Annotated in this window: 13 protein-coding genes and 1 pseudogene; 4 read left to right on the top strand and 10 right to left on the bottom strand. The window is 74.2% G+C overall.

What is annotated here, in order from left to right; translation table 11 throughout:
• Positions 1–24: 24 nt before the first annotated feature.
• On the top strand, positions 25–1,299 hold the full coding sequence (locus tag ACQUSR_RS18365) for an MDR family MFS transporter (protein ID WP_431043649.1): 1,275 nt from the start codon (positions 25–27) through the stop codon (positions 1,297–1,299).
• Here the strand turns inward: ACQUSR_RS18365 and ACQUSR_RS18360 are convergent.
• The 5 genes from ACQUSR_RS18360 to ACQUSR_RS18340 form a co-directional block, all read right to left on the bottom strand.
• The gene (locus ACQUSR_RS18360) at positions 1,296–1,559 is read right to left on the bottom strand and encodes an RNA recognition motif domain-containing protein (RefSeq protein ID WP_431043648.1); all 264 of its coding nucleotides are present in this window, start codon (positions 1,557–1,559) and stop codon (positions 1,296–1,298) included. The two genes, ACQUSR_RS18365 and ACQUSR_RS18360, sit on opposite strands and share 4 nt — an antisense overlap.
• Positions 1,560–1,682: 123 nt before the next feature.
• The gene (locus ACQUSR_RS18355) at positions 1,683–2,117 is read right to left on the bottom strand and encodes a VOC family protein (protein ID WP_431043647.1); all 435 of its coding nucleotides are present in this window, start codon (positions 2,115–2,117) and stop codon (positions 1,683–1,685) included.
• A 40-nt stretch (positions 2,118–2,157) separates the two neighbouring features.
• The gene (locus ACQUSR_RS18350; protein WP_431047671.1) at positions 2,158–2,754 is read right to left on the bottom strand and encodes a YbjN domain-containing protein; all 597 of its coding nucleotides are present in this window, start codon (positions 2,752–2,754) and stop codon (positions 2,158–2,160) included.
• Positions 2,747–4,297, bottom strand: coding sequence for a glycosyltransferase (locus tag ACQUSR_RS18345; protein ID WP_431043646.1), 1,551 nt, complete (start codon positions 4,295–4,297; stop codon positions 2,747–2,749). Before ACQUSR_RS18345 ends, ACQUSR_RS18350 begins: the two co-directional genes overlap by 8 nt.
• Positions 4,298–4,482: 185 nt before the next feature.
• Positions 4,483–5,511 carry an AraC family transcriptional regulator gene (locus ACQUSR_RS18340; protein WP_431043645.1) on the bottom strand — a complete coding sequence of 343 codons (1,029 nt, stop codon included), beginning with the start codon at positions 5,509–5,511 and terminating at the stop codon, positions 4,483–4,485.
• 102 nt (positions 5,512–5,613) lie between these two features.
• Between ACQUSR_RS18340 and ACQUSR_RS18335 the strand changes: the two genes are divergently transcribed.
• Both ACQUSR_RS18335 and ACQUSR_RS18330 read left to right on the top strand, forming a co-directional pair.
• A complete protein-coding gene (locus ACQUSR_RS18335) occupies positions 5,614–6,462 on the top strand; it encodes an NAD(P)H-binding protein (RefSeq protein WP_431043644.1) in 849 nt (282 codons plus the stop codon).
• Positions 6,463–6,646: 184 nt separating this feature from the next.
• A complete protein-coding gene (locus ACQUSR_RS18330; RefSeq protein WP_431043643.1) occupies positions 6,647–7,483 on the top strand; it encodes a class I SAM-dependent methyltransferase in 837 nt (278 codons plus the stop codon).
• Between the two features lie 10 nt (positions 7,484–7,493).
• Here the strand turns inward: ACQUSR_RS18330 and ACQUSR_RS18325 are convergent, their stop codons facing one another.
• Positions 7,494–8,522 carry a helix-turn-helix domain-containing protein gene (locus ACQUSR_RS18325; protein ID WP_431043642.1) on the bottom strand — a complete coding sequence of 343 codons (1,029 nt, stop codon included), beginning with the start codon at positions 8,520–8,522 and terminating at the stop codon, positions 7,494–7,496.
• Positions 8,523–8,671: 149 nt separating this feature from the next.
• Here ACQUSR_RS18325 and ACQUSR_RS18320 point away from each other — a divergent pair, with 149 nt between their 5' ends.
• Positions 8,672–9,697, top strand: coding sequence for an aldo/keto reductase (locus tag ACQUSR_RS18320; RefSeq protein WP_431043641.1), 1,026 nt, complete (start codon positions 8,672–8,674; stop codon positions 9,695–9,697).
• 83 nt (positions 9,698–9,780) lie between these two features.
• On the opposite strand, the gene ACQUSR_RS18315 is transcribed toward ACQUSR_RS18320, so the two are convergent.
• From ACQUSR_RS18315 to ACQUSR_RS18300, 4 genes and pseudogenes are all read right to left on the bottom strand, one after another.
• Positions 9,781–10,257 carry an NUDIX hydrolase gene (locus tag ACQUSR_RS18315; protein WP_431043640.1) on the bottom strand — a complete coding sequence of 159 codons (477 nt, stop codon included), beginning with the start codon at positions 10,255–10,257 and terminating at the stop codon, positions 9,781–9,783.
• 92 nt (positions 10,258–10,349) lie between these two features.
• Positions 10,350–11,783: a CHAD domain-containing protein gene (locus ACQUSR_RS18310; RefSeq protein WP_431047669.1), complete on the bottom strand. Its 1,434-nt coding sequence runs from the start codon at positions 11,781–11,783 to the stop codon at positions 10,350–10,352.
• 99 nt (positions 11,784–11,882) lie between these two features.
• Positions 11,883–12,230, bottom strand: a pseudogene (locus tag ACQUSR_RS18305) (CHAD domain-containing protein); the annotation flags it as partial.
• Positions 12,231–12,447: 217 nt separating this feature from the next.
• Entirely contained in the window at positions 12,448–14,736 is a 2,289-nt protein-coding gene (locus tag ACQUSR_RS18300; RefSeq protein WP_431043639.1) for an RNA degradosome polyphosphate kinase, read from the bottom strand.
• Between the last annotated feature and the right edge of the window lie 228 nt (positions 14,737–14,964).

Raw genomic sequence — 14,964 nt, 5'->3', positions numbered from 1 at the left:
ATCGTCGGGGGATTCGGGGGAAAGATGCTGTCCGCTGCGACCGCGAAACGGGCCGTACGAGAGAGCGTCTCGGGGCTGCCCCGGGAGTTCTGGTGGCTGTGGACCAGCACACTGGTCAACCGGCTGGGCGCCTTCGTGGCCACCTTCATGGCGCTGTATCTGACCATGGAGCGCGGCTATTCGGCCACGTACGCCGGCCTGGTCGCCTCGCTGCACGGGCTGGGCGGCGTCGTCGCCGCGCTCGGCGCCGGGGTCATGACCGACCGGCTCGGGCGGCGGCCCACCATGCTCGTCGCCCAGCTCTCGACAGCGGTGTCGGTGGCGGTCCTCGGCTTCATGACGCACCCGGTCGCCATCGCGGCCGTCGCGTTCGCCGTCGGCATGGCCAGCAACGCCTCCCGCCCGGCGGTGCAGGCCATGATGGCCGACATCGTGCGCCCCGAGGACCGGGTCCGCGCCTTCTCGCTCAACTACTGGGCGATCAACCTCGGTTTCGCGTTCTCCTCGACCGGCGCGGGCCTGCTCGCCGAGTACAGCTACCAGGCCGGCTTCCTGATCGAGGCCGCCATGACGCTGGTGTGCGCCCTGGTCGTCTTCGCCAAGCTTCCGGAGTCCCGCCCGGACCGCCCGGCCGGTCCGGGCGCGGCCGCCGAACCGGAGATCGGCCTGGGCACGGTGGTGCGGGACCGCCGCTTCATGGCCCTCGTCGGGCTGTCCTTCCTCATGGCCTTCCTCTTCCAGCAGGGGTCGGTGGGCCTGCCGGTGACCATGGGCGCGGAAGGCTTCTCCAGCTCGGACTACGGGCTGGCGATCGCGGCCAACGGCGTACTGATCGTCGCCCTGCAGATTCCCGTCACCCGTTACGTCGAGCACCGCGACCCGCGGCTGCTGCTCGCCCTCTCCGCCCTGCTGACGGGGTACGGCTTCGGGCTGACCGCGTTCGCGGGCTCGCTCGGCGTGTACGCGCTGACGGTGTGCGTGTGGACCCTCGCGGAGATCGTGAACCTGCCGACGCAGATGGGCCTCGTGGTGCGCCTCTCCCCCACCCACGGCCGCGGCCGCTACCAGGGCATGCACACCATGTCCTGGTCCGCGGCGGGTCTCACCGCCCCGCTCCTGTCCGGCCAGGTCATCGACCGGTACGGGGCGGGCTGGCTGTGGGGCGGGTGCGCGGTGGTGGGTACGGTCGCGGCGGCGGGCTACTGGCTGCTGATGCGGGCGCTGCCGACGGCCGCGCCGACGGTGGAGGCAGGGCCCGCGGGCCCTGCTCCGGCCGACCCGGTGGAGCGGGTGGCCTAGCCGGGCATGCGGCGGTCCTCCCTGGCCCGGGCCTCGTTGACGCTGATGTTGCGGCCGTCCAGCTCGGATCCGTCGAGTTCGGTGATGGCTTTGGCCGCGCCCCGGCTCATCTCGACGAAGCCGAAGCCTTTGGACCGATTCGTATCGCGGTCGTAGACGATCTGGGCGTCCAGCACCTCGCCGTACCGTCCGAAGAGATTCACAAGGTCGTCTTCCGTCACCTGGTAGGTCAAGTTGCCGACGTACAGCTTCTTCGCCATGACCGGCGCTCCCTCACTCTCGACGATGGCCGGACGGATGTCACATGCCAGGGTCAAGACTCCTGGGGCGGTACACGGCGGGCCAGCGGGCGTGGGCCGAACCGGTGACCGCCCCGCCGCGGCCTACTCCGTGACGCAGAGTTCGTTGCCCTCCGGGTCGGCGAGGGTGACCCACGTGGAGGGCCCCTGGCGGCCTCGGTGCAGGAACGTCGCCCCCTTGGCGGTCAGCCGCTCGACCACGTCGTCCATGCTGTCGGACCCCGTGCGCACGTCCAGATGCACCCGGTTCTTGACCGTCTTGGGCTCCGGCACGAGCTGGAAGAGAACGCGTGGCGCGCGGTCCGTGCCCTCCGGATGGCGGATGGCGGCGCCGACCTTCCACACGAGCGTGCCGTGGTGGGTGGTCGTGTCCTCCTCCCTCGCGCGGCCCTCCGCGACCATGCGCCGGATGAACGCCTCGTCACTCGGCTCCACCTCCCAACCGAGGGCATCGGCCCACCAGTCGGCGAGCACGTGAGGATGGGCCGAGTCGATGGTCACCTGGAAGTCGTAAGCCATGGCCGGACACTAGCGGGGGCCACAGACAACCGAGGCCGCGTCAGTCCGTCAGGTCGCGGGTCAGGTGTTCGAAGGCTTCGAGGTTCCGCGTGGACTCGCCGCGTGAGGTGCGCCAGGCGTACTCCTTGCGGATCGCGGTCGCGAAGCCCATCTCCAGGAGCGTGTTGAAGCTGCCGTCCGCGTTCTCCAGGACCGTGCCCAGCAGCCGGTCCAGTTCCTCCGGGGTGACCGCGGACAGCGGCAGTCGCCCCACGAGGTAGATGTCGCCGAGCCGGTCGACCGCGTAACTCAGGCCGTACAGCTTGGTGTTGCGCTCCAGCAGCCAGCGGTGCACGGCCGCCTCGTTCTCGTCCGGGTGCCGGATCACGAAGGCGTTGACGGAGAGGGAGTGCTTGCCGAGCCGCAGCGCGCAGGTGGTCGAGAGCTTGCGGATGCCGGGGAGCGTGACGACGTAGGCGCCGTCGGCCCCGCTCTCCCACTCCAGCTCCGCGTCGCGGAGCGTCCGCTCGATGACGGCGGCGGCTCCGCCGCCCGCACCGGTGGGGGCGCCGGCATCGGTGCTCGCGCCCGTACCGGTACCGGTACCGGTACCGGTGTTCGTGCTGGTGGTTGTCGTGTCGGCGTCCGCGTCACCCATGGGCATGGGCTGATCGTAGGCGACGACGCTCGTGCATCGCGGCCTGATAGACGTCCGCCGTCGCCGCGGCGGCCGTGTCCCACCCGAACGACTGCGCGTGCAGGGCGGCGGCGGCGCCCATCCGGTCGACGAGTTCGGCCCCCGCCGCCCCGGCGGCGAAACGGCGCAGCACGCGCGCGTAGTCGGCGGGGTCGTGGCCGCTGACCAGGAATCCGGACACGCCGTCCCGTACCGCCACGGGCAGTCCGCCGACCGCCGCCGCGACGACCGGCGTGCCGCACGCCTGCGCCTCGATCGCGACCAGCCCGAAGGACTCGCTGTAGGAGGGCATGACCAGGACGGACGCGGCCCGGTACCAGTCGGCGAGCTGGTCCTGCCCGACGGGCGGGCGGAAGCGTACGACGTCGCTGATGCCGAGGCACGCGGCGAGCTTCTGCAGCCGCTCGGGCTTGGCGAGCCCGGTCCCGCTGGGCCCGCCGACCACCGGTACGACGAGCCGGGACCGGAGCGCGGGCTCCTCGTCCAGCATGATCGCCACGGCGCGCAGCAGGACGTCCGGCGCCTTGAGCGGCTGGATACGGCCCGCGAAGAGCGGGATGACGGCGTCGGCCGGGAGCCCGAGCCGGGCGCGGGCGGCGGCGCGGCCGGCGGCGATCCGGCTCGCGGTGAAGTCGCGCGCGGTGGCGCCGCTCGCGTCGGTGCGGATCGTGTCGGTGCGGATCGTGTTCGCGCGGGTCGCGTCCGGGCGGCTCGCACCGGTGCGGATCGCGTCGTCCCGCGCGCCGTACCGCTGCGGCGGGACCTCGGGTCCGTACGGGCGGAACCGGTCGAGGTTGACGCCGGGGTGGACGACGGCGACCTTGCCGCGATCGGCGTCGTAGTGCCGGATCAGCTCGTCGGCCTCCTCCTCGGTGTTGGCGACGAGCCGGTCGGCGGCGCGGACGATCTGCGTCTCGCCGATGACGCGGGCGGCGGGCTCGGGCGTGTCGCCCTCGGCCAGCGCGGCGTTCTTGACCTTGGCCATGGTGTGCATGGCGTGCACGAGCGGCACGCCCCACCGCTCGGCGGCGAGCCAGCCGACATGGCCGGAGAGCCAGTAGTGGGAGTGGACGAGGTCGTAGTAGCCGGGCCGGTGCCCGGCCCAGGCCCGCATGACGCCGTGGGTGAAGGCGCACAGCTGGGCCGGCAGCTCCTCCTTGGCGAGCCCTTCGTAGGGGCCGGCGTCGATGTGCCGGACCAGGACGCCGGGGGCCAGCTCGACGGCGGGCGGGAGGGCGCCGGTGGTGGCGCGGGTGAAGACCTCGACCTCGATGTTCAGGGCGGCCAGGCGCTTGGCGAGCTCGACGATGTAGACGTTCATCCCGCCGGCGTCGCCGGTACCGGGCTGGTGGAGGGGTGAGGTGTGGACGCTGAGCATGGCGATACGGCGGGGCCGTCGGCCGTGCCACCGCAGCCGCTGATGCGGCGGCGCGGCCCCGCTCCCGGGACCGCGCCCCTGGGTACGGCCTCGCAGGTTGCCGAGCCGGGATATGTACTGGCTCACCGCGCGATCCTCCTTGCCGGGCGCCGGACGGGCGTCCACTCCAAGGGGTCAACGCCGGAACCGTCGGCTCCCATTTCCGCTTTGCCAAAGCGTGACGTATGCCCTCCCGGGCGGGGGCGCGGATACGGAGCCCCGCCCCGGGCAGGGGCGGGGGTCCGGGGCCGTCCCCATGGGTTCAGTCGCGGTCAGGGGATGGCGTGGCCGATGGCGTGGCTGATGGCGGGTGGGCGGGCGCGGAAGGCGCTGGGGCTCACGCCCCGTACCCGCTTGAACGCCGCGCTGAAGCCGAACGCGTCCGCGTACCCCACCCGGCGCGCCACCGACGCCACCGTCGCCGCCGGTTCCACCAGCAGGTCGGCCGCCAGCGCCATCCGCCACTGGGTGAGGTAGGCCAGCGGCGGCTCGCCGACCAGGTCGTGGAAGCGCTTCGCCAGCGTCGTACGGGAGACCCCCGCCCGGTCCGCCAAGGACGCCAGCGTCCACGGCTCGCCCGGGGCCTCGTGCAGCGCGCGCAGCACAGGGCCCACCACCTCGTCGCCCAGCGCGCGGTACCAGCCGGGCGTCTCCGCCTCGGGGCGGGCGAACCAGTCCCGCAGCGTGCACACCAGCAGCCAGTCCAGCAGCCGGTCCAGCACGATCTGCCGACCCGCGCCGCCCGCGCCGCCCTCGAGCAGCTGCGCCTCCAGGTAGTCGCGCATCGCCGTGCAGTCATGGTCGTCCGGCACCACCAGCACCGGTGGCAGCACCCGCAGCAGCCGCTCCGGCACCTCGCCGCGTACGTGGTACGCCCCCGCCATCAGCACCGTACGCGCCGCCGCGTCCCCCGCCAGCTCACCGGCCACGTCCCGGCCCGCCCGCTCGCCGGGCCACACGTCCCCGCACCGCACCTCGCGCGGCGTCGCCGCCCCCGAGGCGACGGTGGCGGGGTCGTCGGTGAAGACGAACGGCTGGGGACCGCGCACGACCGCCGCCTCGCCCATCCGTATCCGCCACGGCCCCTGCCCCGTGCCGCTCCCGCCCGCCGCACTCCCGGCGGCCTCGCCGGCGTCGGCACCCCTCTCCCGTACGATCCAGCCTTCACCGCGCAGCGGTACGCACAGCGTCAGGGACGCCCCGTCGGTGAATCTCAGCGCCCACGGCGGTGCCAGCACCGACCGCCCGAACACCGCGCCGTCGGCGCGCACACCCCTCAGCAGATCGTCGAACGGGTCCATGACCTCACCCTATGCGGGCCGTTCGAATCCCCGTACGCACACACATGCATGCCGTACGAGCAGCCATGTGCCCGGCCGCCTCCGCCCGGTTGACTCGCTGACATGACGACAGACAGCAAGCACGACAGCGACATCCTGATCCTCGCCGCCACCGGCAAGACCGGCCGCCGGGTGGTGGAGCGGCTGCGCGCGCAGGGCGCGGCGGTACGGGCGGCCTCCCGCTCCAGCGACGTACGGTTCGACTGGACCGCACCCGCCACCTGGAAGCCCGCGCTGGCCGGCGCCTCGGCGGTGTACCTGGTCGCGCCGGAGGACGCCGCCCCGGTGGAGGAGTTCGTGCCGCTCGCGGTCGAGTCCGGGGTGCGCCGCTTCGTGGCACTGTCCGGGCGCGGCCTGGACCGGGTCGGCCCGGACTTCGGCGCGGGCATGGCCGCCGCGGAGCGGGCCGTACGCGGATCCGGCGTGGAGTGGACGATCATCCGGCCCAACAACTTCAACCAGAACTTCGACGAAGACGTGTGGCGGCAGCCGCTCCGCGACGGCCGGCTCGCCCTGCCGATCGGGTCCACCCCCGAGCCGTTCATCGACGCGAACGATGTGGCGGAGGTGGCCGCCACACTGCTGACGGGTGCCGGGGACCGGCACACCGGGGAGGTCTACGACCTGTCGGGGCCGCGCGGGCTGTCGTTCGGCGAGGCGGTCGGGACGATCGCGCGGGCGGCGGGCCGGGAGATCGCGTACGTGGAGCTGACGCCGGAGGAGTACCACGCGGAGCTGCTGGCCGAGGGGTGGCCGGAGGAGGCGGCGAAGGCGTTCGGGGCGTTGTTCGCCCTGCACCGGACGGGATACACGGCGGCGCCGGTGGACGGGGTCCAGCGCGTGCTGGGCCGGGAACCGGCGGACTTCACGGCGTACGCGGAGCGGGCGGCGGCCGCGGGGGCGTGGGCCTGACACTCCGGCCTCGCCGCCCCCGCGCACGCTCGCCCGGCGCTCCGGCCCCGCGACCTCGGCCTGGCCCGGCCTGGCCCGCCCGCGCGGGTGTCCGGCTGGCGCGGGTGTCCGGCGGGCGCGCGGGTGTCCGGGAGCACGCCCGGCCGCTTAAAGTCACGCGCCCCGGCCGCTTACAGTCATACGTATGGCCGCACGCACCCCCTCGCCGACCCGACCCGTCGGATCGGCGACCCGCGGCACCACCAACCCCAACCGTCTGCGCCGCATGGACCGCTGGATCGCCGCCGTCCACGGCCCCGCCCTGCGCCGCGTCGCAGCGCCCGTCGCCGTCGACCTCGGGTACGGGGCCGCGCCCTGGACCGCCGTCGAGCTGCTGGACCGGCTGCGGACGGGGGCGCACGGGACGCCCGGCGTCCGCGTCGTCGGCATAGAGATAGACCCCGGCCGCGTCGCCGCCGCCAAGCCGTACGAGCGCGACGGCCTGACCTTCACGCACGGCGGCTTCGAGGTGCCGCTGCCCTCCGGACACGGCGCCCGCCCCGCCCTCATAAGGGCGGCCAACGTGCTGCGGCAGTACGACGAGGAGGAGGTCGCCGAGACATGGCGGCGGCTCTGCGCGCGGCTGCTGCCCGGCGGGCTCCTCGTCGAGGGCACCTGCGACGAGATAGGGCGGCGGCACGTCTGGGTGGCGCTCACCCCGGAAGGGCCGGCGACCGTCACCTTCGCCGCCCGGCTCGGTTCCCTCGACCGCCCCTCCGACCTCGCCGAACGCCTTCCCAAGGCCCTCATCCACCGCAACGTGCCGGGCGAGCCCGTCCACGCGTTCCTGCGCGACTTCGACCGCGCCTGGGCGGCGGCCGCCCCGTACGCGTCGCTCAGCGCGCGTCAGCGCTGGGTCCGCGCCTGCGCGGCGCTGCGCGCGGACTGGCCGCTGACAGACGGGCCGCGGCGGTGGCGGCAGGGCGAGGTCACCGTGGCCTGGGAGGCCCTGGCCCCACAGGCGGCGCCCACGGTGAGGTGACGCGGGCCGCTCAGCGCGCCCCGACCCGCACCGCGGCCTCCGCGCGCCCGGCCGCCTCCGCCGCGCCCCTCGCCTCGACGCCGCTCGCAACGTCCCTCGGCTCGTCGACCGCCGCCCCGTCGACCGCCGTCGCCTCTGCCGGCGCCGTGGCGCCCGAGGCCGCCAGTGCCCGCAGAGCACGCTCCGTACGGGAGCCGCGCTCCGCCGTGTACGTGCACAGCATCTGGCCCTCGTCCGTCGGCAGCAGCAGCACCTCGTACGTCACCCGCAGCTCCCCCACCCGGGGGTTCCGGATGCGCTTCGTCCCGTGCGTGCGCTCCGTCACCGCCTGCGCCTCCCAGTGGCGGCGGAAGTCGTCGCTGCGTTCCAGCAGTTCGCCGACGAGGCGGCACAGCCACGGGTCCTCCGGGTGGCGCCCGGCCTCCGCGCGCAGCGCCGCGACCGTCTCCTCCGCGAGCTGCTCCCAGTCCGGGTGGAGATCCCTGGCGTCCGGGTGCAGGAAGACCAGCCGGGCCGCGTTGCGCTCGGCCTCCGGGATCGCGGCCAGGTCGAAGCCGACCAGTCCGGCCAGCCGGTTCCAGGCCAGGATGTCCATCGCCGGGCCGTACACGAACGCCGGGACCGTGTCGTCCAGCGCGTCCAGGAGCTGCCGGACCTGCGGCCGTACCCGCTGCCGCGCCGCGCGCTCGCCCGGGTGCGGCCCCGTAGCGACACTGCAGCCGCCCCCGGCGCCGCCGCTCCCGCCCGGTACCCGGCGGCGCATCTGGGTGATGTTCCGCAGGTACGTGTGCTCGGCGGGGGTCAGCCGCAGCGCCCGCGCGACGGCGTCGAGGACCGCGTCCGAGATGGCGTGGGCGCGGCCCTGTTCGATGCGGGTGTAGTAGTCGACGCTGATCCCGGCGAGCTGGGCGACCTCCTCGCGGCGCAGCCCGCGCACCCGGCGCCGGGTCACTCCCTCGGGCAGCCCGACCGAGTCCGGGTCAAGCGCCGCACGGCGTGAGGTCAGGAACGCGTTGATCTCCGGTTCGGAAAACACCATCGGTCCATTATCGCGGCAGGCCGCCGAAGGTGGTCCTGCCGGACCCAGGTTGAAGCGGGCCTGTCGCCGCACGACACCGCACGCGAGGGTGGATCACGCAACGGAAGACACGGCCAGGCAATCAGCGAACAGGTACGGGAGACGGAACCATGCAGCGCAGGATCCTCGGCGGCACCGGCATCTCGGTCAGCGAGTACGCGCTCGGCGCGATGATGTTCGGGGGCTGGGCCAACAGCGACCACGACGACGCCGCGCGGATCATCCACCGGGCCCTCGACGGCGGTATCAACTTCATCGACACCGCCGACATCTACTCGGGCGGCGAGTCGGAGGAGATCGTCGGCAAGGCGCTCAAGGGCCGCCGCGACGAGGTGGTGCTGGCGACGAAGGCGCGCGAGTCGATGAGCGAGGAGCCCAACCACAGCGGCGGCTCGCGGCGGTGGATCACCCGCGAGATCGAGGACAGCCTGCGCCGCCTGGACACCGACCACATCGACCTCTACCAGATCCACCGCCCCGACCCGCACACGGACATCGACGAGACCCTGGGCGTGCTGTCCGATCTGGTACGCGCCGGAAAGGTCCGCGCGGTGGGCAGCTCGATGTTCCCCGCGGAGCAGATCGTGGAGGCGCAGTGGGTCTCGGACCGGCGCGGGCATGTCCGGTTCCGCTCCGAGCAGCCGCAGTACTCGATGCTGGCGCGTGCCGCGGAGGCGGCGGTGCTGCCGACCGCGCAGAAGTACGGGATGGGGGTGCTGACCTGGGGGCCGCTGGCCGCGGGCTGGCTGTCCGGCCGCTACACGAAGGCGTCCGACATCGATCTGGCCGATGGCCGCAGGTCGTTGGAGCGGCAGAAGTTCGACCCCTCGCTGCCGGAGAACGCGCGCAAGCTGGAGGCGGTCGGCGAGCTGGCGCGGCTCGCGGCGGAGAGCGGGCTCTCGCTGCCGCACCTGGCGACCGCGTTCGTCCGGTCGCACCCGGCCGTCACCTCGGTGATCATCGGTCCGCGTACGTACGAGCAGTTGGAGGACCTGCTGGCCGGGGCGGACGTGGTGCTGAGCGGGGACGTACTCGACCGGATCGACGAGATCGTGCCGCCGGGCACCGACCTGAACCGCGCGGACAGCTACTACGTGCCGCCGGCGCTGGCCGACAAGACGCTGCGACGGCGGTAGTCGCGGCGGTGGCCGCGGCGGTGGGCACCGCCGCGGCCCGCGGTCACGGCCCGGGTTCCGCGGTCACGGCCCGGCGCCCGCGGTCACTGCCGCGTCCCGCCCGAGGCGTCGTCGAGGCGGTCGAGCAGCGCGTCGACGAGCAGCCGGTCATGCGCGTAGGTGAGGACGCCACGGGCGGCGGCGGGCGGCAGCCACAGCAGCCGGTCGACCTCCTGGTTGGGGAGGAAGGCGTCGTCGGGGTCCGTCGTCTCGGCGGCCCAGTACCGGACCTCCTTGGGGCGGCCCCGCACCGTGTAGCGGACGGTCGGCAGCGGGGCGCCCGGCGTGCACCTCATCCCGGTCTCCTCCAGCACCTCCCGCACGGCGCCGCGCATCGGGTCCTCGCCCCGTTCGAGCTTGCCTTTCGGGTGGGACCAGTCGTCGTAGCCCGGGCGGTGGACGAGCGCGACCTCCAGCCGCCCGTCGCGCGGCGACCGCCGCCACAGCACGCACCCTGCGGCCCGTATGGGGCGGGCGCCGGGGGCGGGGTCGGGTTGCGAGGGCTGGGCCGCCGAGGCCATGGGGTGCCTCCTCCTGTTCGAGTACCGGAGTCCGGATTCCAGATCACGGATTCCAGATCACGGATCACGAATTCCGGACCGCAGATTACCGATCAAGGGGGCGCGGGCGTCGCGGTGGCGGCAGCGGCGGCGATCCGCTGCCAGACGCGGCCGAAGGCGAAGCGCGCCGCCTCCACCTCGTGCCGCTGGTCGGCGTGGAGCACACCGAGCGCGTACGCGGTGGCCGGAGCGATGCGCGGGGTACGGGCGGCGGCCGCGGCGGCCGCCGACGCCTCCGAGGCGTCGCGGTGCCGCTCCAGGGCCCGCGCGGCGGCCAGCAGCCGTACGGAGAGGGACGGTTCGGCCTCCACCGGACCCGCCCACTCCGCGTACCGGCCCTCGTCCAGCACCTCCAGCGCGTAACGCCGCATCCGTACAAGCTGCCGCACCTGGTGCCAGGGCGCGTCCTGCCGCTCGCTGGCGGGCGGGGCGTCGGCCGCCGGGGTGGCCGCGAGGCCGTGCACCAGCGCCTCGGCGTTGTACGGATGCCCGGCCCGGCCCAGCGGCAGCGCGTCCACGGCCTCGACGAGCCGCCGGTGCGCCAGCTCCGCGAGCGGCGACAGGACCTGCTCGGCGGGGCGTGCCGCTGTGTCGGGATCCAGCGGCACATCGGAGGCGAGCAGGGCGACCGCGTCGGCGACGGCGTGGAAGCGGGCGGAACCGAGCGCCTGGAGCGCGGCGGTGTGCGCGCGGGTCCGGGCGAGGGTGAGCTGCCGCTCCAGCAGTGCCCCGGCCCGCGCGGCGCCTACGGTGAGCGCCCCGCCGGGCTCGCCCGACCGCCCTCCGCCGCGCCCGGCACCGGCCCTTCCCGGCGCCCCGGCGGGCTCACCACGCCCGCCGCGCCGGGCGACACCGCCCCTTGCGGGTGCACCCCGGGCCGCACCGCCCTCTGCCGCTGCCCCGGCGGCCTCATCACGTCCGTCGGCCGCACCAGTCGTCCCTGCCGCGGCCCCTACCGTGGTCCCCGCCGCCGCCCCCGCGGGCTCACCATGCCCACCGCGCGGCGCCACGCGGGCGGGGCGTGCCGCGCCGTGCTCGGCCTCGCCCGACCAGCCGGCGCCCTCCGCGTCCCCGGCACTCTCACCGGAGGTCTCGTCCACCCAGGCAGCGGCCGGGTCGGTGTCCGCAGCCGTCGTGAGTGCGGCGCCCTGGGGGGCCGCGGGGGCTGTCTGCGAGCGGGCGCCTTCTTCGGCGCCCGGGCTGTGCGCCCCCTCGCCCGCCCCCGCGGTGCCCCGCGCGGCAGGCCGCGGGCCGGCCGGGGCCCCGGCCTCGGCGCTCCTGCCCGCGTCGGCACTCGGCGAGGCCCCGTACGGGGCCACCGGGTCGGCCGCGGTGAGGGAGACTCCGCGCCGGGCGCCGCGGCTCGTGGCGCGGACACCCGGTGCCGGGCCTCCGGCACCCGCCCCGACCGGGCGACCCGTGTCAGCGCCCGCCGCGTCGGACGCCGCTCCCGCGGCCGGCGCGGCCGGCCGTTCCGGCTCGTACAGCCCATACGGTTCGTTCGGCCCATACGGCTCCGCGTAAGGGTCCGGCTCGCCGCGAGGAGGCGCCAGGTACGCGTCCTGGGCCGGGATCCCCGCACCCGAGAGCCGGTGCAGGGCGCCGCGCAGTCGGGCCAGGCGGGCGGCGTAGGCGTGTTCGAGGGCGAGCGTGCCCGACAGCCAGGCCAGTTCGGTGCGGAGCTGGTCCGCCCACACCCTGTCCGTCAGCGGCCGGTACGCGTGCAGCGCGCCGCTGATCCGGCGGGCCGAGCGGCGCAGCTGCCGGGCGGCCTCCGCCGCCTCCGCCACATCCGCCCCGCTCTCGCGGTGCAGCCTCAGGCTGCGCAGGAACTCCCCGGCCTGCGCGTTCAGATAGCGCGCCAGCACCTCGCCCGCCGTGGCGGCTGCCAATGGCGTCGCGGGCGCCCCCGCGGGCGCGGCGGCCCCCCTCATGCGCTCCCCCTGTTCCCCCGTGTCGCCCATGCCGTACCCCCCGTGGCCGAAGACATCGGTCGGCGGAGTGCCGGGCGCCGACCGACCGCCCGTCGCCCCCGCCCCGGCCCCCGTAACCTCGGCCGGGTCATCGCGCGCCGGGTCCTGGTTCCGCACGTCCCCGCGGCGCGCGTCCTCGCGCCGCAGGTCAGGTCGGCGCAGGTCAGGTCGTCGCACGTCATGTCGTTGAACCACGTCGGCGCCTCCGGGCGTCGATGAGCATCTCCTGCACGTTCCGCAGCGGCTGCCCGTCCGCGTCCACGGAGTGCCGGGTCCATTCGCCGTCGGGGCCGAGGTGCCAGGAAGCGGTGGAGTCGGAGATACCGGTCTCCAGCAACCTGCTGAGGCTGGCTCGGTGGGCCGGGTCGGCGACCCGGACCAGCGCCTCGATCCGGCGGTCCAGATTCCGGTGCATCATGTCGGCACTGCCGAGCCACACCTCAGGCTCACCGCCGTTCCCGAACGCGAACACCCGTGAATGCTCCAGGAAGCGGCCGAGCACGCTCCGTACCCGGATGTTCTCGGACAGCCCCGGCACGCCCGGCCGCAGCGCGCAGATGCCGCGCACCCAGACGTCCACCGGCACGCCCGCCCGCGACGCGCGGTACAGCGCGTCGACGACGGCCTCGTCGACCATCGAGTTGACCTTGATCCGCACGTACGCGGGCCGGCCGGCGCGCTGGTGGGTGATCTCCTTGGCGATCCGGGAGACCAGCCCGTCCCGCAGCGACTTGGGCGCGACCAGCAGCCGCCGGTAGTTCTCGCGCCGCGAGTAGCCGCTGAGCCGGTTGAACAGGTCGGACAGGTCGGCGCCGACCTGCGGGTCCGCGGTCAGCAGCCCAAGGTCCTCGTAGAGCCGGGCCGTCTTGGGGTGGTAGTTGCCGGTGCCCACGTGCGAGTAGCGCCGCAGCGTGTCGCCCTCCTGGCGAACGACCAGCGACAGCTTGCAGTGCGTCTTCAGCCCCACCAGGCCGTAGACGACGTGGCAGCCGGCCTCCTCCAGCTTCCGCGCCCACTTGATGTTGGCCTGCTCGTCGAAGCGCGCCTTGATCTCGACCAGCACCAGCACCTGCTTGCCGGACTCGGCGGCGTCGATGAGCGCGTCGACGATCGGCGACTTGCCGGACGTCCGGTACAGCGTCTGCTTGATGGCCAGCACGTCCGGGTCGGCGGCGGCCTGCTCCAGGAACGCCTGCACGGAGGTGGAGAAGGAGTCGTACGGGTGGTGCAGCAGCACATCGCGCTCGCGCAGCGCCGCGAAGACGTCGGGCGCGGACGCCGACTCGACCTCGGCCAGATCGCGGTGGGTGCCCGCGATGAACTTCGGGTACTTCAGCTCCGGCCGGTCCAGCGCCGCGATCCCGAACATCCCGGTCAGGTCCAGCGGGCCCGGCAGCGGGTAGACCTCCGCGTCGGAGATCTTCAGCTCGCGGACCAGCAGGTCCAGCACGTACGGGTCGATGGACTCCTCGACCTCCAGCCGCACCGGGGGCCCGAAGCGGCGCCGCAGCAGCTCCTTCTCCAGCGCCTGGAGCAGGTTCTCCGCGTCGTCCTCCTCGACCTCCAGGTCCTCGTTGCGGGTGACCCGGAACATGTGGTGCGCCAGCACCTCCATGCCGGGGAACAGCTCCTCCAGGTGCGCCGCTATGACGTCCTCTAGCGGCACGTACCGCTGCGGGGACGCCTCCAGGAACCGCGACAGCAGCGGCGGGACCTTCACACGCGCGAAGTGGTCGTGCCCGCTGACCGGGTTGCGCACGACGACCGCGAGGTTGAGCGAGAGTCCCGAGATATACGGGAACGGGTGCGCGGGGTCCACCGCCAGCGGCGTCAGGACCGGGAAGATCTGCTGGCGGAAGAGCGTGAAGAGCCGGGACTGCTCCTTCTCCGTCAGGTCCGGCCAGCGGATCAGGTGGATGCCCTCATCGGACAGGGCCGGGGCCACATCCTGCTGGAAGCAGGCGGCGTGCCGGGCCATGAGCTCGCGGGACCGGGTCCAGATCAGGTCCAGCACCTCGCGCGGCTGGAGCCCGGAGGCGGAGCGGGTGGCCACCCCGGTGGCGATCCGCCGCTTGAGCCCGGCGACCCGCACCATGAAGAACTCGTCGAGGTTGCTGGCGAAGATCGCGAGGAAGTTGGCCCGCTCCAGCAGCGGCGTCGCCGGGTCCTCCGCCAGCTCCAGCACCCGCTCGTTGAACGCCAGCCAGCTGCGCTCGCGGTCCAGGAACCGGCCCTGCGGCAGCTCTCCCCCGTACGGCCCGTCGCCGTCCTCGCTCTGCCCGTCGAGCTCGCCGAGCTCGTAGCCGTCCACATCGGCGTCGAGGTCGGGGTCGAGCCCGCCGACGTGCCGTGCGGCGACGGCGTTGGGCCGGTGCGCCGCGATGGAACCGACCGACGGCTGGTGCGGCGGCTGCGGGGACTGCGGAGGCTGCGAGGGGACGGACGCCTGGCCACTGGGCTGGTTCATGTACTTATTCTTCCGCGTCCCGGGCGTGTCGGGCGCGCCGGAAGACGGCTCCGGGGCGGCTCGGAGCCTCCGGGGCCTGGGCGTGGGCGCGGCGGGCTGCATTCAGCGATGCTCGCAACCAAGATTGAATCGCCGGTAACGGAGACATGGCGCGTAGGAAATCGCGGCGCATCCCGCAGGGGTTCCGCCTCCCGGCGAGGGGCCGTGCACGCTGGGGGCACCCCTGGG

Origin of the sequence: Streptomyces sp. P1-3, from assembly GCF_050613155.1 — a bacterium.
Lineage (GTDB): Bacteria > Actinomycetota > Actinomycetes > Streptomycetales > Streptomycetaceae > Streptomyces.
Note: the sequence above shows the minus strand (reverse complement) of the source record. Positions and strands in the feature narration are given on the sequence as shown.